Below are 20,147 nucleotides of genomic sequence, written 5' to 3'. Positions count from 1 at the left end.
CGCCACCGCCGGCGGTACCCGGTAGGACCCAGACGTCATGCGGGCGCGTGGGCCGTCACGATCAGCGTGCCGAGTCTGTCGGGCACGGGAGCGGGTAGCACGTCAGCGGTGATCCGGGTGAGACCGTGCCTCTTGAGGAGGTCGGCCCACATGTGGGGCGCGTACTGCCAGCGGAGCACGGTCAGTTCACCGCCGCGGCCCTCCAGCCATTTGCCGCGCATGGGCTGCGCCCCGTAGACGCCGGGGACGGGCTCCGCCTGGCTGAAGGCGAAGACGCCGCCGGGCGCGAGCCTCTTGGCGACCAGTGGAAGCAGACGTTCCGGATCGGTGAACCACGCCGCGCCCCAGACGGAGTAGACGGCGTCATACGTGGCGGTGTCCGTCGCCAGGTGGTCCATCACGTCCGCGTGGACGAAGGTCAGGCGGGGCTCGTCCCTCCACCAGGCACTCGCGCGTGCCACCTGCACGGGGGAGAGATCCACACCGGTGACCTCGACGCCGTGCCGGGCGAGGCAGACCGCTTCCTTGCCCTCCGCCGGTCCCAGATCCAACGCGGTCGCCGGTCGGCCGAGCAGTTCATGGCCCGGACCGTGCCCGGGATACTGCGTCCACTCGAAGCGTCCAACCACGGGGCACGGCTGTTCCCCGGCCTCCCGGTGCGGCATGTAGGTGTCCCAGTACTCGGCGGGAGTCTGCGGCGCGCGGGGCATGGAACACCTCGGGTGGTCGGTGAGGCCCTGTCGAGCAGGCCACCGTACCGGCGTGTCCTGTGTTTGATGGGTGAATGGGCCAACGACGTCGGCGGCCGAACGTGACAGCCCGAAGGCGCTCACGGCACCTTCGGGCACGATCTCATGTCGCCGCTCAGTGGCAGTTCTCGCCCGGTCGGCACGGGCCGCACTTGCCGTAGTCGGCCTCCCACAGCTTCCAGTCGACGCCGAAGCCGTTGTCGGCCAGGATCCGCGCGGTCCGCTCGACGGATCCGTCGTACTTGAAGTCGATCTCCGGAATGTGCTCCAGGAACCGTCCGCCGAAGTTCTGGTGGCAGAACTCCCGGTAGTTGCGGGTGTCGAGGATGAAGACATGAACCGCGATGTCGACCGTCCGGCCGCAGCACATCTCCAGACCCTGACCCCACTTCTCCATCGCCGTGATCAGGTAGGAGACGGCGGCGTGGAAGAGCCTTGTCGCCATCACCTCGTCGAACGGATAGTCCCTCATGAGGAGCTGGATCTCGCGGTCCCAGACCTCCGGTTTCACGTAGTCGCGAGGATCACGGAGCGTGGTCCTGACGGCAGTTGCCATGCTGGCCTCCAGATGAGCCCGAGCTCCGCCCGCTGGCGGAGTCCCTCCTCTCACAACACCGTTAACTGGCCTACCGAGGTGATCAGTTGGCGTCTCGTGCACGCCGTTTGCAGAACGTGCACGCGCTGTGTACGGCTCCCACAGGACCGGTTACGTTGAACGGGCAGCCATGCCCGGTATATGGCGAGTGGAGGCCCGGTGCGTGCCGATCAGTTGTGGAATTCGGGCGCGGTTCGCACGCTTGTCGCCGCTCGAAATCCGGGGGGTCTGATACGGCTGGGCCGTATGGAACACGGGTGGCGTCAGGCCGAACTGGGCGGCCGGATCGGGTGTTCCGCGTCGACCGTTTCACGACTGGAACAGCAGGGGCGACGCGCTGATCTGGATCTCGTCCGGCACGCCGCCCGGGAGGTGGGCATGCCGATGCATGTCCTAGCCGCGTCTCTCGGTCTTGTGGTGTCTCCGGCCACTAGAGTTGCGCCGGATTGGCCACGTTGTGCCGAGGAGGACCCGATGCGCCGCCGCTCGCTGCTCGCCGCCGGCCTTGCCGGCCCCGCCGTGCTTCTCGCCGGCCTGGATGACGCCCTCGCCAGCATGCCCGACCCCACCGGCTCGTCGGTACCGCTGGACGGCCGTCTGGCCGTGGCCAGGGCACACTTCGATGCCGGTCGCCACGACAAGCTTCTGGCGGCCCTCCCCGGGCTTCTGGCTGACGCCCATCACATTGCGCGGACCCGCGAACCTCTGCCCCTGGCCCGCCTGTCGGCGACCTACAGCCTGGCCAGTCAAGTGCTCACGAAAATCGGTCGTTACGAGCAGTCCCGGCTGAGCGCGGACCGGGCGACCGTGTACGCGGACTGGTCCGGATCACCCCTCGTTGCCGCAGCGGCTGCCCGCGAATTGAGCATCGTGCTCCGTCACCAGGACCAGCCCGTCTCGGCTCAGCGGCATATCCTCGATGCCGTCTCGAAGGTCGAAGATACGGGCCTACGGACCGACGCTCAGGCCGCCGCGTACGCGCAGATGCTGTGCACCACTTCGTACACCGCGGCTCGGGCCGGCGACAGGGACCAGGCAACCGCCATGATTCATGCCGCCACCCTGGCGGCGCGCGCCTTGCCCCAGGAGGCTCCTGCCGGCCGCCTCTTCCCCATCACCCCGGCTGCCGTCGACCTCTACGCCGTCGGCGTCCACTGGGCGCTGGGGGACGCGGGAGCAGCACTTGAGGCAGGTCGTCGGCTGCGGACCGAGCAGTTCCCCACTGCCGAGCGCAAGGGGCGCATGCACACGGACCTCGCCCGTGCGTGGTGGCAGTGGGTGAAGCCCGAGCAGACAGCAGCCGAGTTGCTGGCCGCCGTTCGCGTCTCTCCGGCGGAAGTCCGAGACCGCCCGGCGATCCGAAACATCGTCACCGGTCTCCGTACGCGCCACGCGCAGGTTCCCGGAGTACGAGCACTGGTCGCGGCCGTCGGCGTCAGCGCCTGACACGCTCTCTCCCGGCAGAGCAGCCGGTCCTCCATACGAGCAGAGGGCCCAATCGGCCCCGCCCCGCAAAGGAGTGCCGCGCCTCCGAGGCTGAGGGGTCCCTGGAGGCGCGGCGGTCAGTGGCCCTGGTACGACACCCCGTCCGTACGTACCGGTCCCCGGGCCGGGATCGCACCCAGCACCTCGATCGGGATCACCGATCCCGTGTCCGTGGCGTCCGGGCGGGTCAGGTGGATGGCCAGGTTCGCGATCTGCTGGGCGCGGTGGGCGCGGCCCTGGCGGGGGAGGTCCTGGGGGGAGCCGTAGGTGATGACGTTGACCGTGACGTCCGAGCCGCGGCACTCGTGGACCAGGTGCCACGCCAGGGTCATCAGGTCGGCGTGCGGGGCGCCGCCCGCCAGGGCGGAGCCGCGGCCGAGGCCCTTCGTGGAGGCGATCAGGACGATCCGGCCGTGGCCGGCCTCGCGCATGCCGGGGAGTGTGCGGCCGATGATCGCGTTCGCCCGGGCCCGGGTACCGGCCGCCGCCGCGAGGGAGGATTCGTCGCCGTGGAGGCCGTGCCGGTCGGCGTCCACGACCAGGACGTCCACCACTCCGTGGCCGGTCTCGAACTCCGAGACGGCCGCGTCCAGTTGTAGCCCGTCGCTCACGTCGCACCGCACGTTGTACAGCTCGTCGGGAGGGGTCCCGCGCTCGTAGAGGAAACCGACCCAGTCGTCCTGACGGGCGTACGCGGCGGCCACGCTCTCGGCGCTCCCGCTCGCCCCGCTGACAACCAGCACCGAACGGCTCACGTCTGCCACTCCCCCACTGTGCGTGATTCCGCGGTCGCGCAACGAAACCTGCGGCTCCGCGCTCGTCGGCCGGTACCAGGCGGTCCATCTGCGGGCACGTGCGGAGCGCGGCAGCCGGTGACCGGCGCTGAGCCCGGCCGCGTGGGAGCCCCCGTGGCGTGCACCGGCGTGGGCCGGAGCGGCGTCGTGCACGGGCTCATCGGATGCGGCACCCCTCAATGCGTCCACTCCAGCCTCTCCAAGACGTCCAGGACGGGTTGGTCAGAGCCCATCGGGCGGTACCCACCGGACAGCGATACGGACAGCAAAACGGACGTCGACACGGACATCGACACAGGCACAGGCGTCGACACGGACAGCGGTACACGCTTCGGCACGAGCTTCCGTACGAGCGCCGGTCGGACGCTCACGGCTGCGCGCTGAGGCAGGGCACCTCGGCCGGGAGGGTGGCCGAGGCCGCCCAACTGCCTTGCTGCGCGACTATGTCGACCTGCGCTCCGCACCGCTTCGTGAGGACCTCGGCAAGGCTCCGGTCGTCGCCGTTGCCGCCCCGTGCGGCCCGTCCGCCCTGCGAGGGCACCGTCGCCACCTCGTCGGGCCCGGGCGGCGCGTCCAGGATCGTGACGCTGACTCTTATGGCGACGGCGTCCTCCGGTCCGGGGCGCTTCGTCACTCCGAGGTAGTAGCCGCCGCCGCCGACTCCCACGACACTCATGGCGTGCCGGGCCAGCTGGGCCGCGACCTCTTCGCAGGCCGCGACCTTCGCCTCGGGCCAGCCGAGTGCGGCCAGTTCCTTGCGGACGATGCGGCGCGCGACCTGGATCTGCTCCGGAACGGCCGGTAGTGAAACGTGCATGGCATCGGTTCTCCGTGACCCCCCGCCCCTCACGCCTGAGCAGCGTGCCGGCGGGGTCGGTTCCCGACCCTGGCGCGGCGGTCTGGGGGGTGCCGCGTAGGGGAACTCCGTGTTCCATCGTAGCCACGACCCGGACACTCTGCAACGTGACAGAGTCCTGATCGGCGGTATCGTGGTCCGCGCCGAACGGAGAGGAAGAGACCCTCCCCACCCGCGGACGCGAGGAGGGCCCGGTGAGTCAGCCACGATCCGGCCCTACGGTCGCTTTGCGGTGTTTCGGGGCGGATCTGCGCCGTCGGCGCGAGGGCGCGGGCATGACGCTGCAAGGCGTCGCCGAGGTGATCAAGAAGGACCGGGCGACACCGGCGCGCTGGGAGAACGCGGAGACGGTGCCGAATCCGCGCATGGTCGCCGTGCTGCTCGACCTCTACAACACGCCCGCCGCCGAGCGCACCGAGGTGCTTCACGCGCTGGAGGAGGCGAAGAAGCCGGGATGGTGGCACCCCTGGCGCGAGGTCGCCGAGGTCGGTGTCATCGATCTGGAATCCGCGGCGACCGGCATCCGCTCGTACGCGCCGGGAGTACTGCCGGATCTGCTCCAGACCACGGAGTACGCCGAGGCCCTGATGAGTCTGCGCAATCCGTACGAGGACCCCGGCGTACGGCGCCTTCGGCTGGAACTGCTGGAGGCCCGCAAGCAGCACACCATCGAGGGCGGGCCCGACGTCGCGAGCAACGAGAACCGGGCCGGTCTGTGGGTGCTGCTGGAGCAGGCCACCCTTCGGCGCAGTGTGGGCGGACCCGGGGTGATGGGCCGTCAACTGGACTATCTTGAAACCCATATCGCCGATGTCGGGTCGTCGGTGGCCATCCAGGTCATTCCGCCCGGCGTACCGCACCCGCTGGCCATCAGTCTCTGCGGCCATCTCGAAATTCTCCGCTTCAAGGAGTTCGGGATGGGTGAGAGGCTGATTCAGATCGGACTCCACCCGGCCATGACGCTCATCACCGACGACTCCGACGCAGTGGAGAACTACCGCATGGCGGTGGACGTGACCAGTGGATACGCACCACCTCGCTTCACCCCCCTGCCCCTGACGAGTAAGGACTTCGGATGAGCGACTCCGTACGCCCCGGAACCAATGTCATGCCCACCGTCCCCAACTCCGCGCGGATCTGGAACTACGCCCAGGGCGGCCAGGACAACTACCAGGTCGACCGGGAACTCGGCGATGTGATGATGGGCGACTTCCCGGAGATCAAGACGGCGGCCATGGAGTCGCGCGCCTTCCAGGAGCGGGTCGCGGATTACGTCGTCCGTGCGGGCGGGGTCCGCCAGCTCCTGGACCTGGGCACGGGCATTCCCACCGCGAGCGCCACCCACGGCATGGCGCAGAAGGCGGCCCCGGACTCGCGCGTGGTGTACGTCGACAACGACCCGGTCGTCCTCAACCACGCCAGTTCGCTGCGGAGTTCACCCGAAGGAAAGATCCACTACCTCCAGCAGGACTTCCGTCTGGTGGACGAGGTTCTCGACGACGCGGCGAAGACGCTGAACCTGGACGAGCCGGTCGCCCTCCTGGTGCTCTCCACCCTCGGGCACTTCCCGCCCGCCGAGGCGGCCGCGCTCGTCGAGCGGTACACCAGCCGCCTCGCCTCCGGTTCCTACCTGGCGGTGTGCGACACGATCGAGACGCCCGGCGTGCTCAAGATGCAGGAGCACTACCTGGCGGCCGACCCCGAAGGGGCCTACCTCGCCCGTAAGCCCGACCAGATCGCCGCGTGCGCCCGCGGGCTGACCCTGCTCCCGCCGGGCCTGCGACCCCTGCCGGAGCTTCTCGTACCGGCCGGGAAAGCGGTCCCGGACGGGGCCGCGGACTGCGTCCAGTGGGGGTTCGTGGCGGTCAAGCCGTAGGACCCCGCAGGGCTGGGCCACGCATGCCCGATGGGCCGGACGCGGTCGTCGTTCGCGATCCGCGAAACAGGCGCGGCCTCCCCGTACCCGTGGCTAATCTCCGTTCCGTGACCACCACTTGGGAGCCCACCGCGACGGGCGTGCTGCGACTGCCGTCCGGACGGTTCGTCCGCGGCCGGGGGCTCCGGCACCCGCTCCCGGCCGGTCCGACGCCCTGCTTCGCCCTCTACCTGCTGGGCAAGGAGCCACCCGCCGTCGAGTGGGAGGCCCGCTGGGTCCGCTGGCCCGACTTCCGGCTGCCGGCCGACCGGGCCGGAGCCACGGAGGCGCTGCGCGAGGCGCTGGCACGGGCCGGGGACGAGCGGGTCGAGGTCGCCTGCGGCGGCGGGCGGGGGCGTACGGGTACGGCGCTGGCCTGTCTCGCCGTCCTCGACGGAGTGCCGAACGCGGAGGCCGTCGCCTACGTCCGCGCGCACTACTCGCGGCACGCGGTCGAGACCCCGTGGCAGAAGCGCTACGTGTCGCGCTTCGCGTAAGCACTCGCGGCTCACGACGGCACCGACGCCGACGACGTACGAGGTCCGCACCGGGACCGGGACCGACCGTCAGGCGGGCCACTCCCACGACATGCCGTGTATCCCCGCCGGGCACTTCGGCGGCAGCATGTGCGCCGAGTTCGAGACGTCCAGCGCGATCTGCCGGCTGCTGGTCTTCTCCGCGCCGATGCGTTCGCGGTAGTAGCGGTGGCAGCTCACCGGCAGCGCGCCCGGGTCGAAGTAGACGTGCAGCAGGTACTCCCGCAGGCTCACCCGCGTACGGCGCTCGTGGTACGTCGAGACCTCGCGGCTCGGAGTGAGCGAGATGGTGTAGTCGATCACCACCGTCTCGTTCTTGGCCAGTTCACCGCCGAAGAGGATCTCCGTCACGATGCTCTGCCGCTCCGGCAGGAACTCCACCCGGCCGAGCTTCCCGCAGCGTACGGCGACGTCGACCGACGCCGTCGCCGGGTCGTCGATGACGTGCACGGCGGTCATCCGGCTCGCGCCGTCGCGGGTGGCGCGCAGCACCTGGTTCACGGACATCCGCCGTATGCAGCGTTCCGCGTCGAGGTGGACCGTCTCGTGGATGACCAGGGAGGTGACGTCCTCGTTGAAGCGCGCGAAGTCCGCGCCGAGGGCCTGTTCCACGTCCGAGTTCTCGCCGAAGACGCGGTGCGAGGCGGACAGGTCGAGCAGTTCCGATGTCGTACGGCCGCGCGGCCGGCCGGGGCGCAGGAGTGAACGGAGGGCGCCCTCGGGCAGGGCGAGGATGTCCTCCAGCGCGTCCACGGCCCGCAGGGACTGCGCGCGTTCCGGCTGACTGCGTCCGCGCTGCCAGTAACTGAGGGTGGCGAGACTGACGCCGATGCCCTGGGCTTCGAGCCGGTCGCGTACGCGCTCCAGGGAGAGTCCGCGGCGGCGCAGGGCGTCACGGAAGACGTCGGCGAACGTCACTTCCACGTCTCCGGCGATGCTCGCGTCCATGGATCCCGTTCCCTCCGTGTTCCTCCGCCCGATGGTATGCGGACGACGAAAGCCGCCCACCGGGAAGGGTGGACGGCTCCGCCGCGTCTCTCCGGGGGCATCGGGGAGACGGGAATTGGATCAGCGGGTCTTGCGGGTCGGCCGGTGCCGAGGGTCGGTCCGTGCCGAGGGTCAGTTGGTGTTGAGGGTCAGCTTGTAGTGCGAGAGCGCGTCGGTGAGCGGCTGGAAGTACGAGGAGCCGGCGGTGTTCACACCGGTGCAGTTCTGGCCGATCGGGCCGCCGGACGTCATGCCCTGCGCCTGGTTGCCGGAGATGTAGGCGCCACCGCTGTCGCCGCCCTCGGTGCAGACCGTGGAGCTGCCGAGGCCCGTGACGACCGTGTTGGGGCCGCCGTTGGCGTCGGTGTAGGTGACGGTGACGTTGTACGAGCGCACGGTGCCGCAGGTCCAGCCGGTGGTCTGGCCGGACTTGCACATCGCCGCACCCGTCGCCGCCCGCGTACCGCCGCGGACCGCGACGTTCCCGGCCGAGCCGTACGTGGTGACCTGCGTGCCTATCGAGTCCTCGGCGTCGACCGCCGCTATGCCCATGTCCACGCTGCGCGTGCCGACGGCGAAGCGCGAGTTGGTGCCCTTGGCGAACTTGACGTTGTTGTACGCGAGGTCCGGCAGGTCCTCGATGCAGTGCCCGGCGGTCACCAGATACTGCTTGCCGGCGGCGTCACGCGCGCCGAAACCGACCGAGCAGATGTAGCCGTTGAACGTCATCCGGCTGCCCGGAGGCACAACGGCCTGCGTCTCCAGACGCTCCTCGCCACGGATGACACGGACGGCGTCGCCGTGCTTGCTCGCGGCCTTGATGAACGAACGGGCGGCGGTGCCGCTGTCGCTGCTCACCTCCACCACGACGGTGTCGGAGGCGAGGTCGACCGACCACGACGAGACGCCCACGGGCACCTGCTTGACGGCCTTCGCGTCCAGCTCGCTCTTGATCCGGTCCAGCGCGGACTTGCCGTGCTCGGGGACGCGGGCCGTGAGACCGGCGTCCTCCACCCGGGCGGCGGATCTCGCGTCCGCCGCGTTCACCGTGAGCGTGCCCGCCTTGGTGAAGAAGGCACCGTCCGTCTTGATGCCCTGCTTGTTCACGGCGGCCAACTCGCGCTGCTGCGCGGCTTCGTGGTCGAGCCGGTCGACAGCCGCCTGCTCGCTGCCACCGAGCGTCTCGGCGAGCGCCGCGACCATCTCGGGCTGGTACCGGGGCGCCTGGCCCGTGGCGCCGGACGGGTCGGCGGCCTGCGCGCCGGTCACGGCGGAGGCCGAGAGCAGGACGCCGGTGACAGCGGCGACGAGGTACTTCCGGGAAACCTGCACAGTGCTTCCTCTCGATATCGGAGCAGCGCCGAACAGCGCGCGTCGAACCCCAGGGGGAATGGGGCTGGTTGACGCGTGCGTTCGTGGGTGGGCGCTGGTCCGGCGACGTGGATGGGGGGTGCGTGGGGCGTCGCGGGATGAACTCTCGCTGAACGCTCCCTTTCCGGACAAGGCCTGGCCAGGGAGGTATTTTCAACAGAGTTGCGGAAAACTGTTGAGAGGGAGCCGGACGCGCGTCGTCAGGCGCGGTACGTCCCGGACACGCCGCCCCCCGCCGCCCCCAACGTGCCGGTCCGATTGGGCTGATGGCCGCGCGGGGTGGGTTTCGGCAGCGGGGTCACCCGGGGGGCAACAGCGGCGGGGTCAGGGCGAACGCGACGATCGCGCGGGCGGCCTCGGAGGCGGGCCACGAACACAGGACGAGACGGTCAGCGATCAGGCGGTGATCAGGTCGGTGATCAGGTCGGACACGCACGTCTCCTGAGAGGGGGCGGCGCGCGTGGACCGTCGGCCGGAATAGTCACCTGCCGCCAGCAGTTGTCGCCGTTGATAGAAGCTTCAACAATCTCGCGCCAACGCACCGCGCCTGAAGCGAACGAGCGAGCGAGCACGACGGAGGTATGTCATGGGCAGGATCGTGGTGGGAGTCGACGGGTCGGCTTCCTCGGTGAAGGCGCTGCACTGGGCCGTACGGCAGGCGGGGCTCACCGGAGACACCGTGGAGGCCGCGATCGGCTGGGAGTACCCGGCGAGCGCGTGGGCCACGATGGCTCCCGGCATTCCGCCGGAGTTCGACCCGGAGCGGTTGGCCGGTCAGATCCTGGACGAGACACTGGAGTCCGCCCTCGGTAAGGAGGGCGCGGCGGCCGTCGACCGGCAGGTCGTCGGCGCGCCCGCCGCCCAGGCGCTGCTCGACCGCGCCGAAGACGCCGTCCTGCTGGTGGTCGGAGACCGCGGCTACAGCGGGTTCAAGGCGGCGCTGCTCGGTTCCGTCAGCCTGCATGTCACCCAGCACGCCACCGTCCCCGTCGTCGTCGTACGAGGCGAGTGAGCCGCACACCGTGCCGGGGTCACGGCGCGATGGTCAGGTCCTCGATCAGGCCGTCGCGCAGCGTGAACCGGAAACGGAGGTCGACGCGCCCGCCGGGGAAGTTCCCCTCCACGCGGTTGGTGACGACGTGGTGCGTGTCGTCCTCGCTCTCGGCGGCGAGGAGCCGGGTCGTGTACGTGTACTCGCCCGCCTCCGTACGGAGCCACCGCTCGATCGCGGCGGCGCCCCTGTAGGTCGATCCGTCGTCCGTGACGGTGGCGTCCTCGCGCATGGTCGCGAGGGCCGCGTCGGCGTCGCGGACGACGTGCGCGGCCAGATAGCGGGTGATGACGTCGGGGGGGACGGGGAGGGCGGAAGTGGAGGCCATGGTGTTCGCTCCTTGCGTTGGTGAGGGTCGGGCGGGCGAACGGTTCAGCTCGCCGTCGGGAGCGTCCCGCCGTCGATGACGTGCTCGGCGCCGACGATGGACGACGCGCGGTCCGAAACGAGGAACGCGACCAGTTCGGCGACCTCCTCGGGCTCCGCCGGCCGGCCCAGCGGGATCCCGCCGAGTGAGTCCATGAGCCGCTGGAGCGCGGCGTCGGTGCCGATGCCCGCGCCAAGCGCCATGCGCTCGACGAGAGCCTGCGCCGACGTGGTCCTGATGAAGCCCGGCGAGACGGTGTTGACGCGGACGCCGTGCGGGGCGACCTCGTTGGCGAGGCCCTTGCTGTACGTCGCGAGCGCCGCTTTCGCCGCCGCGTAGCCCAGCGTCGCGTCGTACAACGGCATCCGGTGCTGGATCGAGGTGACGTGCACGATCGCGCCCTTGCCCGCCTCGATCATGCCCGGCAGCAGGCCCCGGTCCAGCCGTACGGCCGCGAGCAGGTTGGTGCTGAGTTCGGTGTCCCACGCCTCGTCGTCCAGTGCGGCGAAGCCGCCGGACGGTGCGCTGGAGCCGCCGAAGTTGCTGACCAGGATGTCGATCCCGCCGACCCGGCCGAGCGCTTCGGAGACGACCGTACGGGCGCCGTCGGGCGTGGTGATGTCGGCGCCGATGAACCGTTCGGGCTCGACCTCTTCAGGACGGCTGCGCGCGGTGACCAGCACGGTGGCACCGGCCCGCGCGAGCCGCGCGGCGATGGCGGCGCCGGCCCCCTTCGTACCGCCGGTGACCAGCGCGCGCCGGCCCTCCAGTGACTCGTCCATGCCCGCCCCGCCTTCGTCAGTGCTAAAATAGAAGTGATTGACTTCGACTTTAGCAGTAACTGGACGAGTGGATGGGGCGGGACACATGGCGGCGCGGGCGAACCGGATGAGACTGGAGGACCGGACGTGTCCGCTGTCCACGACCGTGCGGCAGGTGGGCGAGTGGTGGACGCTGCTGATCCTTCATGACGCGTTCGACGGCTACACGCGCTTCGACCAGTTCCAGGAGAGCCTCGGCATCTCATCCAGCATGCTCACCACCCGCCTGAAGACCCTCGTCGCGGACGGGCTGTTGGAGCGTCGCCCGTACCAACAGGGGCCGACGCGCCACGAGTACGTCCTCACGGACCTCGGCCGCTCGCTGCGCCCGGTGCTGGTCGCCCTCGCCGCGTGGGGCAACGCACGGCTGGCCGCGGAGGACCGGACCATGGTCCTGGTCGACGCTGCGACGGGCGAGGAGGTCGAGCCGGTGGTCGTCGACGCGGCGACCGGGCACCGGCTGGACGACAGCGAGGCGTACGTCTTCACGGCCGGCCCGGCGGCCACCGGCGGGATGCTGGCGCGGTACGGCCCGGCCGGTCCCGGCCCGCGGCCGGACCCCCGGTCGACCCCTCTCCCGGAGGCTGTCAAGTAAGGCCGAAATAAAGGAAGTTGGCGCTTCTGCCGCGATAACTGGCCAGTCTTGACGGATTCTGTATGAGTTCACCACGAAGCCGCTTCAGGTGGTCGGCCCCGGGGGTTGAATGGAACCGACCACGCACACTGAACGATGGAGAAACCCTTGAGCACCTCCGAGACCACCCTGCAGGCTCTGGCCGCGAAGTTCGACCCGGCGGCGGCCGCCGGCCTGGACCTCGTCTTCGGCTTCAACGTGACCGACGAGGGCAAGCACTTCGCGCTGACCGTGAAGGACGGCACCTGCGCCCTGCAAGAGGGGGAGAACCCGGACGCCAACAGCACCCTCGTGCTGGACGCGGAGACCCTCAAGGCCATCGAGTCGGGAACCACCGACGGGGCGAAGGAGTTCGCGAACGGGAAGCTCCGCATAGACGGCGACCCGGTGCTCGCCCAGAAGCTGAGCGTGCTGTTCCCCGTCTGATCCATCTGACGGGGTGGGGCCCGCGGCCACTTCGGTGGCCGCGGGCCCTCCTCGTGGTCCGCCGGCGGCCCGCTGCCGGTCGACGGCGGTCCGCCGCCCGCTTCGAGCAGTGACCCGGTCCGGCCGTCGGCAAAGTTTCCGTGAGCCGATTGTCAGTGGTGCCTTCTATGGTTTTGGGCATGACCCCTGCACTGATCGGGCGTGACCACCCCGCAGGCGTCCTTCGCGCGGAGATCGGCCGCGCGACGGACAGCCACGGGGGCCTCGTGCTGGTCGCGGGCGAGGCGGGCATCGGCAAGACCACGCTCGTCACCGCCGCCGCCCGGGAGGCCCGGCAGCGCGGGGCGCTGGTGCTCGGCGGCTCCTGCTGGGAAGGCAGCGCTCCGGGGTACTGGCCGTGGGTGCAGGTCGTGCGCGGCATGCGGCGCGGCCTCGACGAGGCGGAGTGGGCGAAGGCCGAGAAGGCGGCGGGCGGGCGGCTCGGGGTGCTGCTCGGCGAGGCCGCGGGGGACGACGAGGCCAAGGACGCCAAGGACGCCTTCTCCGTGTACGACGCGGTGACGACCGCCCTCGTCACCATCTCCCAGCAGCAGCCGGTCGTCGTCGTCCTGGACGACCTGCACTGGGCGGACACCGCGTCACTCAAACTCCTCGAATTCGCCGCCCAGCACGCCTGGTTCGAGCGCCTGCTGCTCATCGGGACGTACCGCGACGTGGAGGTGGAGGCGCCCGGTCACCCGCTCCAGCGGCTCATCCTTCCGCTCGTCGCCCGCGCCACCACGGCCGTCACGCTGACCGGGCTCGACAGGGACGAGGTGGGCGCGCTCCTCGCGCTGACCACCGGGCTGGAGCCGGCGCCCGCCCTCGTGGACGAGGTGCACAGTCGTACGGGCGGCAATCCGTTCTTCGTCGAGCAGACCGCCCGGCTCTGGCACGGCGGCAGCCCGGTCAGCACGATCGCCCCCGGCGTGCGCGAGGCCGTGCGGCGACGTCTGTCGATGCTCCCGAAGCCGGTCGGCGACCTGCTGGTCACCGCGAGCGTGCTGGGCAGGGAGTTCCACCGGCAGGTCCTCGCCGCCGCGACGTCGGCGCCCGTGCCGCACGTGGACCGGCTGCTGGAACGGGCGGTGTCGGCCCGGCTGGTGGTGACGCGCGGCGGCGGACGGTTCGCGTTCGCCCACGACCTCGTCCGCGAGACGCTCTACGACTCGCTGGAGGAGACGGAAGCGGGCCGTCTGCACGGCGCGATCGTGCGGGCCCTGGGCACCGCCCCGGCACTGGGCGAGAAGATCTTCCCCGCCGATCTGGCCCGGCACGCCCATCTCGCCGGTGACACCGTGGACCGCGGCCACCGCATTGATCTGCTGCTCGCGGCGGCGCGGGACGCGTCGAGCAGGCTCGCAGCCGACGAGGCCGTCGGCCACTTCCGGCGTGCGCTGGAGGTGGCCGAGACCTCCGGCGAGGGCGATCCGCGCCGCGCCGTCGTCATCGCGCTCGACCTCGCGGGCGAGCTGCGGCATCAGGGCATGGAGGAGGAGGCCCGGCGCTACTTCGACCGCGCGGTGACACCCGCGCGCGAGCTGGGCGATCCCGCGCTGCTGGCCCGCGTCGCGCTCACGCTCCATCAGCAGCGGGACATCCCCGGCCACGGCCCGCAGGCGGGGGACCTGCTGCACGAGGCGTACCGGGCACTGATCGGCGACGAGGGTGCGGGCGGGGACGGTGCGGGCGGTGCGGACGGCGGGCGCAGGGCCGGGCACGCGGGGGACGGGACCGGCGGCAGGGAGAGGGAGCGGGAGCGGATGGCGCGGGACCTCGCCGTCCGCGCCACCGACCTCGCCCGACAGGAGGAGGACGACGAGGCGCTCGCCTTCTCCCTCTGGGCACGCCACGACACCATCTGGGGCCTCGGGACGTCCGACGAACGGCTCGCTCTCACCGCCGAGATGTCGACCGTCGCCCGCCGCACCCAGAATCTGGACATGGAGCTGCACGCGGCGGCGATGCGCTGGGTGACCCTGCTGGAGCTCGGCGATCCGCTCTACCTCAGCCAGTTGCGTACGTACGCGGGAGTGGCCGAGCGGACGGGCAAGCGCAGGTACGAGCTGGGCAAGACCGTCGACCTGGGCATCGTCGCCGGGCTCACCGGCGACTTCGAGCAGGCCGAGAAGTGGTACGCGGACACCGTCGAGGTGGCGCGCGAACACACGCCGTACAACTATCTCGCCACCCATCTGCGCTGGTCCCTTCATATGATCCGGGGTCGTTTCGAGCAGGCCGACGCCATCACGCGCACCCTCGAAGGCATGGACTACCCGCTCCCGGTGCTGCTCGACGGGATCGCCGCGATCGAGCGCGGCGACACGGCGCGGGCGCTGCGGCTGCTGCGGGAGGTGGCGGACCGGCCGGAGCCGGTCTCGCGGATCTTCGCGCCGCTGTGGTTCCGCTTCCTGGCGCACACGGCCGCCGCGACGGGCGATCCCGTGCTGATCGCCGAGGCCCGGGACGCGCTCGGCGCGCACAGCGGCCGATGGCTCGTCGCGCTGTACGGCTGCGACATCAGCGGACCCGTCGACCTCTGGCTCGGCATGCTGGACGCGGCGCAGGGGCGTTGGGACGCGGCGGTGGCGGCGTTCACATCGGCGCGTGACTCCGCCGACCGCCTCCAGGCGAGACCGTGGTCCCTGCGCGCGGGCCTGGGGTTGGCGGACGCGCTGCGGGCGCGCGGCGGGGACGGGGACGCCGCGGCGGAGGCGGCCCTGCGTGTGGAGACCTCTCGGGCGGCGAAGGCGATGGGGCTACGGCATCCGGAGAAGCTGGCGCCGGGGAGCGCCGACGAGCCGGGTGTGGCCGCCCTGCCGGACGCCGGCCCGCGATCGGGCGGCTCCGAGGCCGCCGCAGGCTCCACGGAGGCTCAACCAGCCCTGCCCGGACCGGAGTTCAGGCGGGACGGGGCCGTATGGGCGCTCGCCTTCGAAGGGCGGGCCGTCCATGTGCCCGACGCCAAGGGGCTGCGCGATCTGCACACACTGCTCTCGCACCCCGGCACCGACCTTCCCGCCGTCCGGCTGCTCGCCCCCGACGGCGGCGAGACAGCCGTCGCCGCGCACGCCCTGGGCGGCGACCCGGTGCTGGACGAACGGGCCAAGGCGGAGTACCGACGACGGCTCGACCAGCTGGACCTGGCGATAGACCGGGCGGGCGAGCGTGGCGACGACACAGGCGCCGCCGCGTACGACAGGGAGCGGCAGGCCCTCCTGGACGAGCTGCGCACCGCGGCCGGTCTCGGCGGGCGCACCCGGCGGCTGGGCGACGAGGCGGAGCGGGCCCGTAAGACGGTCACGGCCCGGATCCGCGACACCCTGCGCAAGCTCGACGCGCTCCATCCCGAACTGGCCGCGCATCTGAGGAAGTCGGTGACCACGGGCTCGACCTGCGCGTACCGTCCGGACCTCACGGACATCGCCGACGTCGCGGACGACGGCGGATCAGGCGGATCCGGCGAATCAGGCGGATTCGGGGGGCTCAACTGGCGTCTGTGAGCCCCGGCGCGACCGGCAGCCGCAGCACCTCGTCCACCGAGCCGACCTGCCCCGGCCCGGCCGCCCTACGGCGGCTCCGTGCCGGGGCCAGGGGCCTGTCGTTGAGCCAACACCCGGACCGACGGCCGGGCCGGCACCTGGACCCGACGACCGGCGCAGCGGCGCCCGCTCACTTCCGGTTGTAGAGCCTCATCGTCCACGTACCGAAGACGACCACCAGGCCGACCGACCAGCCGAGCGTCACCGCGATGTCGTGGGCCGGCCAGTTGCCCGCCATCAACTCGCGTACCGCGCTGGCGAGTTCGGAGACCGGGCTGTTGTTGACGAAGGCCTGGAGCCAGCCCGGCATCGTCTTCGGGTCGACGAAGACGTTGCTCAGGAAGGTCAGCGGCATGATCACCATCATGCTGACGCCCATCACCGACTTCTCGGTGCGCAGCATCAGCCCGAACATCGTCCAGATCCACGAGAACGAGAAGGAGAAGATGAGCAGCAGCAGCACTCCCGCCGCGATGCCCAGCACGCCGCCGTCGGGACGGTATCCGATGGCCAGACCCACGCCGAGGATCACGATCGCGGCGATCACATAGCGGATCACGTCACCGAGGAGATAGCCGACCATCGGGGCCGGACGCCAGATCGGCAGCGTGCGGAAGCGGTCGAAGACGCCCTTGGCTATGTCGGTGTTGACCGCGACGCCCGTGTACATCGTGATCATCACGACGCTCATCACCATGACGCCGGGCAGCAGGAACTGGATGTACTCGGAGACCGATCCCGCCAGCGCACCGCCGAAGAGATACGCGTACATCAGGACCATCATGACCGGGAAGACGGTCACGTCGAAAAGCTGCTCGGGCACATGCTTGATCTTCAGCATCGCCCGCCAGCCGAACGTCAGGGACGCGGAGAGCGCGCTGGGCCTCGGTGGCCGTTCCTTCTTGACCAGCAGCGCGGCGAGGTCGTCCACCGTGGGCGTGGCGAGTTCGAGGTCGTCGAGGTCCTGGGTCTTCGTGGCTACGGTGGTCATGCCGCCGCCCCTTCCTTCGCATCGGTGGTGGTCTCGGACGACTGTCCGGACGACTGTCCGGACGGCGGCGACTGCTGCTTCTTCTTGTCGGTGAGGGCGAGGAAGACCTCGTCCAGGCTGGGCTGGCCGAGGGAGAAGTTGTCCACCACGATCCCCTCGCGCGCCAGCTCGGCGAGCGCCCGCCCGGCCTGCTCGGCCGCGCCCTGGTCGGTGCCGCCCCCGCTGATGGTGGCGGTCAGGGCGAGCGGGTCCGCGTCCAGCACGATCTCCGCGCTCAGCGCGGTGGCCAGCACCCGCTGGGCGTCCGGCCGTTGGGCCGCCTCGCGCAGCCGCACATGCACGGCGCCGGAACCGACCGACGCCTTCAGGTCGCCCTTCGTTCCCTCGGCGATCACCTTGCCGTGGTCGATCACGGCGATACGGGACGCCAACTGATCGGCCTCGTCCAGATACTGGGTCGTCAGCAGCACCGTCGTCCCCTGCGAGACGACTGCCCGCACGATGTCCCACACCTGGTTACGGCTGCGCGGGTCGAGGCCGGTCGTCGGCTCGTCCAGGAAGAGCAGGTCCGGGGTGTTGAGGATGGAGGCGGCGATGTCGATACGGCGCCGCATACCGCCCGAGTAGTTCTTGACCTGCCGGCCGGCCGCCTCCGTAAGGCCGAACGCGTCCAGCAACTGCCCCGCGCGGTCGCGGGCGTCGGGCCTGGAGTGCCCGAGCAGCCTGCCGAGCAGGACCAGATTCTCCGAACCGGTCAGATCCTCGTCCACCGACGCGTACTGCCCGGTGAGCGCGACCCGGCTGCGGACCGACTCGGCGTCCTTCACCACGTCCTTGCCGAAGATACGGGCCTCGCCGCCGTCCGGGCGGAGCAGCGTCGCGAGCATCCGTACGACGGTGGTCTTGCCCGCGCCGTTCGGACCCAGCACTCCGTAGACCGTGCCCGTCGGCACGGCGAGATCGACTCCGTCCACGGCGCGGTTCGAGCCGAAGACTTTCACCAGCCCTGTGGTCTCGATCGCGAGATCTTTGCTCATCATCAGTCCTTTGTCGTTCTGCGTCATCGTTCGGCGTCGTCATTCGTCGCTGCCGTTCGGCGTCGTCGTTCTTCGCCGTGTGCGGGGTTTTCCTTATGACTCCGCAGGAGCCGGAAACTCATCAGCCGGGCCCCTCAGCAGAGGTACGGGCGCGCCGCCCGCGCCTCGCGGAGGGCCAGGCCCCACCATCCGAGCTGGTCGAGCAGCACGCTCGCCTCGCGGTCCCGGTGCTCATCGGTCGCCGCGTCGACGTCGAGCACGTCGTCGCCGCAGTCGAAGAGGTTGATCGACACCCCGTTGCGGAGGGTGACCGTGTGCAGCTCCGTGAAGACCGGGCGCAGCCCCTCCACCGCGTACAGCCCGCCCGACCCGTGGCCGTAGCTGACGAACGCGACCGGTTTGGTCCGCCACTCGTCGTACGCGTAGTCGACGGCCTGCTTGAGGGAGGCGGGGAACGAGCGGTTGTACTCCGGTGTCACCACCACGAACGCCTCCGCGCGGTCGACCTCGGCCGTGAAGTCCGCCATCGGCTCCGTGATCCGGTCGGGGTAGCGCGTGGGGAAGTCGAAGTCGGCCAGATCGACGACCGACACCGCCAGGTCGTCCCGCTCGGCCGCCCGCTCGACGAACCACCGCCCGATCGCGTCACCGAGTCGGCCCTCGCGGGTGCTGCCGATGATGACCGCGACCCGCAGCGGCGCCGCCGCCGCGCCGTCCAGCGCCCCCTCGCCGCACTGCCGCATATGACTCACTCCCCCCTCCCTCGGCCACCGTCACCGTCACCGTCACCCAGTAGGCGCCAGACACGACCGCGCGCCCGCCAGATCGGATCTGGCGGGCGCGCGAGGTGGGCAATCGCAGGTCGGAGGGTGTCCTGCCGCGACAACGCGCGGCGAGGGCAGGGGCGTTCACGCCGAGACCGGCCCCACCGCGCGAGTGCCCGTTCAGTCCGTTCAGCCCGTTCAGTCCGCCGGGCGGACCAACTCGGCCGTCAGCTTCCGGGCCTCCTCGCTCCACTCCGCGGGGCGCCCCGTCTCGGGGTCCACGCGGATCAGCGTGCGCACGCCGTGGGCGTACGTCGTCGGCCCGCCGTCCGGCGAGCAGACGCGGAAGCCGTACGTCAGGGACGTACGCCCGAGGCGTTCGACCCAGATGCGGACGCCGTACTCGCCGGGGTGGTCGATCGGGACCTCGAAGGTGATCGTGAATTTCTTGACGACGTTGAACGAGTCCGGGAGAGGCGTCCAGTCCTTCGTGAAGGCGAGCTCCCGCTGATGCCAGTACGCGACCCAGGCCCGTTCGACCAGCACGCCGTAGCGGCTGTTGTAGAGCATCCCGAAGGAGTCCAGCTCATCGAAGTGGACGGCCACCGGGATCAGGAATCCGTACGGCTCGGCCACCCACTCCGTCGCCCGCTCGGGCGCCGGCGCCCGCCCCGTGGAGGGCTCCTCGGTGGGCCCCGCCACTCAGGGCTCCCGCGTGTGGAAGTAGTAGAACGTCGCGATGGCCATCGCCCCGCCCACCGCCAGCCCGATGCCGGACGAGCGCAGCACGCTCGCGTACGTCAGGCTGTGCAGGAATCCCACCGCCACGCCCGCCACCACGCCGAAGGACGCGGCCCGCAGCTCGGGCTCCAGCGTCGTGGGAAGCCGCATCAGTAGGAAGACGAGTCCGGCCAGCACGAGGCCGGAGACCACGCCGAGGGTGATCTGGAGGGCGTTGAGCGGGTCGCCGTGGCGCTGGATGAACGGTGCCCAGACGCCGTAGACGATGCCCAGCGCGACCGGCACCGCCACGGTGTGGAGGGGCACCGGGGGCTTCGCACGCCCACCGAGGCCGCGAAAGCCGGCGAACCGCGACGGGCGCGCGTGCCGCGGTCCGGATGTGGGCCTGGACGTCGGTGCCTGTGTGGCCATGGCAGAGAACTCCTCCCGCTCGCCCCTCTTCCAGG

21 protein-coding genes are annotated in these 20,147 nt (G+C 70.8%); 8 read left to right on the top strand and 13 right to left on the bottom strand.

The genetic code is table 11. The features are described 5' to 3' along the window. Positions 1-35 precede the first annotated feature (35 nt). Positions 36-710, bottom strand: a complete 675-nt coding sequence (locus P3L51_RS25865; RefSeq protein WP_354607690.1) for a class I SAM-dependent methyltransferase — start codon at positions 708-710, stop codon at positions 36-38. 154 nt (positions 711-864) lie between these two features. Further along, positions 865-1,305, bottom strand: coding sequence for a UCP032817 domain-containing protein (locus P3L51_RS25860; RefSeq protein WP_354607689.1), 441 nt, complete (start codon positions 1,303-1,305; stop codon positions 865-867). 198 nt (positions 1,306-1,503) lie between these two features. Here P3L51_RS25860 and P3L51_RS25855 point away from each other — a divergent pair, with 198 nt between their 5' ends. Then, on the top strand, positions 1,504-2,790 hold the full coding sequence (locus P3L51_RS25855; protein ID WP_354607688.1) for a helix-turn-helix domain-containing protein: 1,287 nt from the start codon (positions 1,504-1,506) through the stop codon (positions 2,788-2,790). A 116-nt stretch (positions 2,791-2,906) separates the two neighbouring features. Here P3L51_RS25855 and P3L51_RS25850 read toward each other — a convergent pair whose 3' ends face one another. Both P3L51_RS25850 and P3L51_RS25845 read right to left on the bottom strand, forming a co-directional pair. After that, a complete protein-coding gene (locus P3L51_RS25850; RefSeq protein WP_354607687.1) occupies positions 2,907-3,593 on the bottom strand; it encodes an SDR family NAD(P)-dependent oxidoreductase in 687 nt (228 codons plus the stop codon). 397 nt (positions 3,594-3,990) lie between these two features. Beyond that, complete coding sequence (locus tag P3L51_RS25845; RefSeq protein WP_354607686.1) at positions 3,991-4,440, bottom strand: hypothetical protein; 450 nt, start codon at positions 4,438-4,440, stop codon at positions 3,991-3,993. 233 nt (positions 4,441-4,673) lie between these two features. Here P3L51_RS25845 and P3L51_RS25840 point away from each other — a divergent pair, with 233 nt between their 5' ends. The 3 genes from P3L51_RS25840 (at position 4,674) to P3L51_RS25830 (ending at position 6,891) form a co-directional block, all read left to right on the top strand. Next, on the top strand, positions 4,674-5,558 hold the full coding sequence (locus tag P3L51_RS25840; RefSeq protein WP_354607685.1) for a helix-turn-helix domain-containing protein: 885 nt from the start codon (positions 4,674-4,676) through the stop codon (positions 5,556-5,558). Beyond that, positions 5,555-6,355 carry an SAM-dependent methyltransferase gene (locus P3L51_RS25835; protein WP_354607684.1) on the top strand — a complete coding sequence of 267 codons (801 nt, stop codon included), beginning with the start codon at positions 5,555-5,557 and terminating at the stop codon, positions 6,353-6,355. Before P3L51_RS25840 ends, P3L51_RS25835 begins: the two co-directional genes overlap by 4 nt. Positions 6,356-6,462: 107 nt before the next feature. Next, the gene (locus P3L51_RS25830; protein WP_354607683.1) at positions 6,463-6,891 is read left to right on the top strand and encodes a protein-tyrosine phosphatase family protein; all 429 of its coding nucleotides are present in this window, start codon (positions 6,463-6,465) and stop codon (positions 6,889-6,891) included. A gap of 69 nt (positions 6,892-6,960) precedes the next feature. Here the strand turns inward: P3L51_RS25830 and P3L51_RS25825 are convergent, their stop codons facing one another. Both P3L51_RS25825 and P3L51_RS25820 read right to left on the bottom strand, forming a co-directional pair. Next, the gene (locus P3L51_RS25825) at positions 6,961-7,878 is read right to left on the bottom strand and encodes a helix-turn-helix domain-containing protein (protein WP_354607682.1); all 918 of its coding nucleotides are present in this window, start codon (positions 7,876-7,878) and stop codon (positions 6,961-6,963) included. Between the two features lie 171 nt (positions 7,879-8,049). Continuing rightward, positions 8,050-9,249: a S1 family peptidase gene (locus tag P3L51_RS25820; protein ID WP_354607681.1), complete on the bottom strand. Its 1,200-nt coding sequence runs from the start codon at positions 9,247-9,249 to the stop codon at positions 8,050-8,052. A gap of 625 nt (positions 9,250-9,874) precedes the next feature. Here P3L51_RS25820 and P3L51_RS25815 point away from each other — a divergent pair. After that, complete coding sequence (locus tag P3L51_RS25815) at positions 9,875-10,300, top strand: universal stress protein (RefSeq protein ID WP_354607680.1); 426 nt, start codon at positions 9,875-9,877, stop codon at positions 10,298-10,300. A gap of 19 nt (positions 10,301-10,319) precedes the next feature. Here the strand turns inward: P3L51_RS25815 and P3L51_RS25810 are convergent, their stop codons facing one another. Further along, a complete protein-coding gene (locus P3L51_RS25810) occupies positions 10,320-10,667 on the bottom strand; it encodes a nuclear transport factor 2 family protein (protein ID WP_354607679.1) in 348 nt (115 codons plus the stop codon). A gap of 44 nt (positions 10,668-10,711) precedes the next feature. Next, on the bottom strand, positions 10,712-11,488 hold the full coding sequence (locus tag P3L51_RS25805) for an SDR family oxidoreductase (RefSeq protein ID WP_354607678.1): 777 nt from the start codon (positions 11,486-11,488) through the stop codon (positions 10,712-10,714). 85 nt (positions 11,489-11,573) lie between these two features. Between P3L51_RS25805 and P3L51_RS25800 the strand changes: the two genes are divergently transcribed. The 3 genes from P3L51_RS25800 (at position 11,574) to P3L51_RS25790 (ending at position 16,129) form a co-directional block, all read left to right on the top strand. Beyond that, complete coding sequence (locus tag P3L51_RS25800) at positions 11,574-12,122, top strand: winged helix-turn-helix transcriptional regulator (RefSeq protein ID WP_354607677.1); 549 nt, start codon at positions 11,574-11,576, stop codon at positions 12,120-12,122. Between the two features lie 147 nt (positions 12,123-12,269). Further along, positions 12,270-12,587: an SCP2 sterol-binding domain-containing protein gene (locus tag P3L51_RS25795; protein ID WP_354607676.1), complete on the top strand. Its 318-nt coding sequence runs from the start codon at positions 12,270-12,272 to the stop codon at positions 12,585-12,587. Positions 12,588-12,766: 179 nt separating this feature from the next. Then, positions 12,767-16,129, top strand: coding sequence for an ATP-binding protein (locus tag P3L51_RS25790; protein ID WP_354607675.1), 3,363 nt, complete (start codon positions 12,767-12,769; stop codon positions 16,127-16,129). Between the two features lie 169 nt (positions 16,130-16,298). Here P3L51_RS25790 and P3L51_RS25785 read toward each other — a convergent pair whose 3' ends face one another. The 5 genes from P3L51_RS25785 to P3L51_RS25765 all read right to left on the bottom strand — a co-directional run bounded on the left by P3L51_RS25785 (position 16,299) and on the right by P3L51_RS25765 (position 20,007). After that, positions 16,299-17,159, bottom strand: a complete 861-nt coding sequence (locus P3L51_RS25785) for an ABC transporter permease (protein WP_354607674.1) — start codon at positions 17,157-17,159, stop codon at positions 16,299-16,301. Continuing rightward, positions 17,156-18,196, bottom strand: a complete 1,041-nt coding sequence (locus P3L51_RS25780; protein WP_354607692.1) for an ATP-binding cassette domain-containing protein — start codon at positions 18,194-18,196, stop codon at positions 17,156-17,158. The genes P3L51_RS25785 and P3L51_RS25780 overlap by 4 nt, the downstream gene beginning before the upstream one ends. Before the next feature lie 134 nt (positions 18,197-18,330). Continuing rightward, positions 18,331-18,939, bottom strand: coding sequence for an NADPH-dependent FMN reductase (locus tag P3L51_RS25775; protein WP_354607691.1), 609 nt, complete (start codon positions 18,937-18,939; stop codon positions 18,331-18,333). A 219-nt stretch (positions 18,940-19,158) separates the two neighbouring features. Continuing rightward, positions 19,159-19,662, bottom strand: coding sequence for an acyl-CoA thioesterase (locus P3L51_RS25770; RefSeq protein ID WP_354607673.1), 504 nt, complete (start codon positions 19,660-19,662; stop codon positions 19,159-19,161). Then, the gene (locus P3L51_RS25765; RefSeq protein WP_354607672.1) at positions 19,663-20,007 is read right to left on the bottom strand and encodes a hypothetical protein; all 345 of its coding nucleotides are present in this window, start codon (positions 20,005-20,007) and stop codon (positions 19,663-19,665) included. Positions 20,008-20,147: the final 140 nt, after the last annotated feature.

The organism is Streptomyces panacea, from assembly GCF_040560175.1.
In the GTDB taxonomy this organism is placed as follows: domain Bacteria; phylum Actinomycetota; class Actinomycetes; order Streptomycetales; family Streptomycetaceae; genus Streptomyces; species Streptomyces panacea.
This window is presented reverse-complemented; position numbering and strand designations above follow the sequence as displayed.

Excerpts from the sequence above, each read along its gene's own strand:
- P3L51_RS25865 (WP_354607690.1), bottom strand. The coding sequence starts at position 710 with ATGCCCCGCGCGCCGCAGACTCCCGCCGAGTACTGGGACACCTACATG.
- P3L51_RS25860 (WP_354607689.1), bottom strand. The coding sequence starts at position 1,305 with ATGGCAACTGCCGTCAGGACCACGCTCCGTGATCCTCGCGACTACGTG.
- P3L51_RS25845 (WP_354607686.1), bottom strand. The coding sequence starts at position 4,440 with ATGCACGTTTCACTACCGGCCGTTCCGGAGCAGATCCAGGTCGCGCGC.
- P3L51_RS25835 (WP_354607684.1), top strand. The coding sequence starts at position 5,555 with ATGAGCGACTCCGTACGCCCCGGAACCAATGTCATGCCCACCGTCCCC.
- P3L51_RS25825 (WP_354607682.1), bottom strand. The coding sequence starts at position 7,878 with ATGGACGCGAGCATCGCCGGAGACGTGGAAGTGACGTTCGCCGACGTC.
- P3L51_RS25815 (WP_354607680.1), top strand. The coding sequence starts at position 9,875 with ATGGGCAGGATCGTGGTGGGAGTCGACGGGTCGGCTTCCTCGGTGAAG.
- P3L51_RS25810 (WP_354607679.1), bottom strand. The coding sequence starts at position 10,667 with ATGGCCTCCACTTCCGCCCTCCCCGTCCCCCCCGACGTCATCACCCGC.
- P3L51_RS25805 (WP_354607678.1), bottom strand. The coding sequence starts at position 11,488 with ATGGACGAGTCACTGGAGGGCCGGCGCGCGCTGGTCACCGGCGGTACG.
- P3L51_RS25800 (WP_354607677.1), top strand. The coding sequence starts at position 11,574 with ATGGCGGCGCGGGCGAACCGGATGAGACTGGAGGACCGGACGTGTCCG.
- P3L51_RS25790 (WP_354607675.1), top strand. The coding sequence starts at position 12,767 with ATGACCCCTGCACTGATCGGGCGTGACCACCCCGCAGGCGTCCTTCGC.
- P3L51_RS25785 (WP_354607674.1), bottom strand. The coding sequence starts at position 17,159 with ATGACCACCGTAGCCACGAAGACCCAGGACCTCGACGACCTCGAACTC.
- P3L51_RS25780 (WP_354607692.1), bottom strand. The coding sequence starts at position 18,196 with ATGAGCAAAGATCTCGCGATCGAGACCACAGGGCTGGTGAAAGTCTTC.
- P3L51_RS25775 (WP_354607691.1), bottom strand. The coding sequence starts at position 18,939 with ATGCGGCAGTGCGGCGAGGGGGCGCTGGACGGCGCGGCGGCGGCGCCG.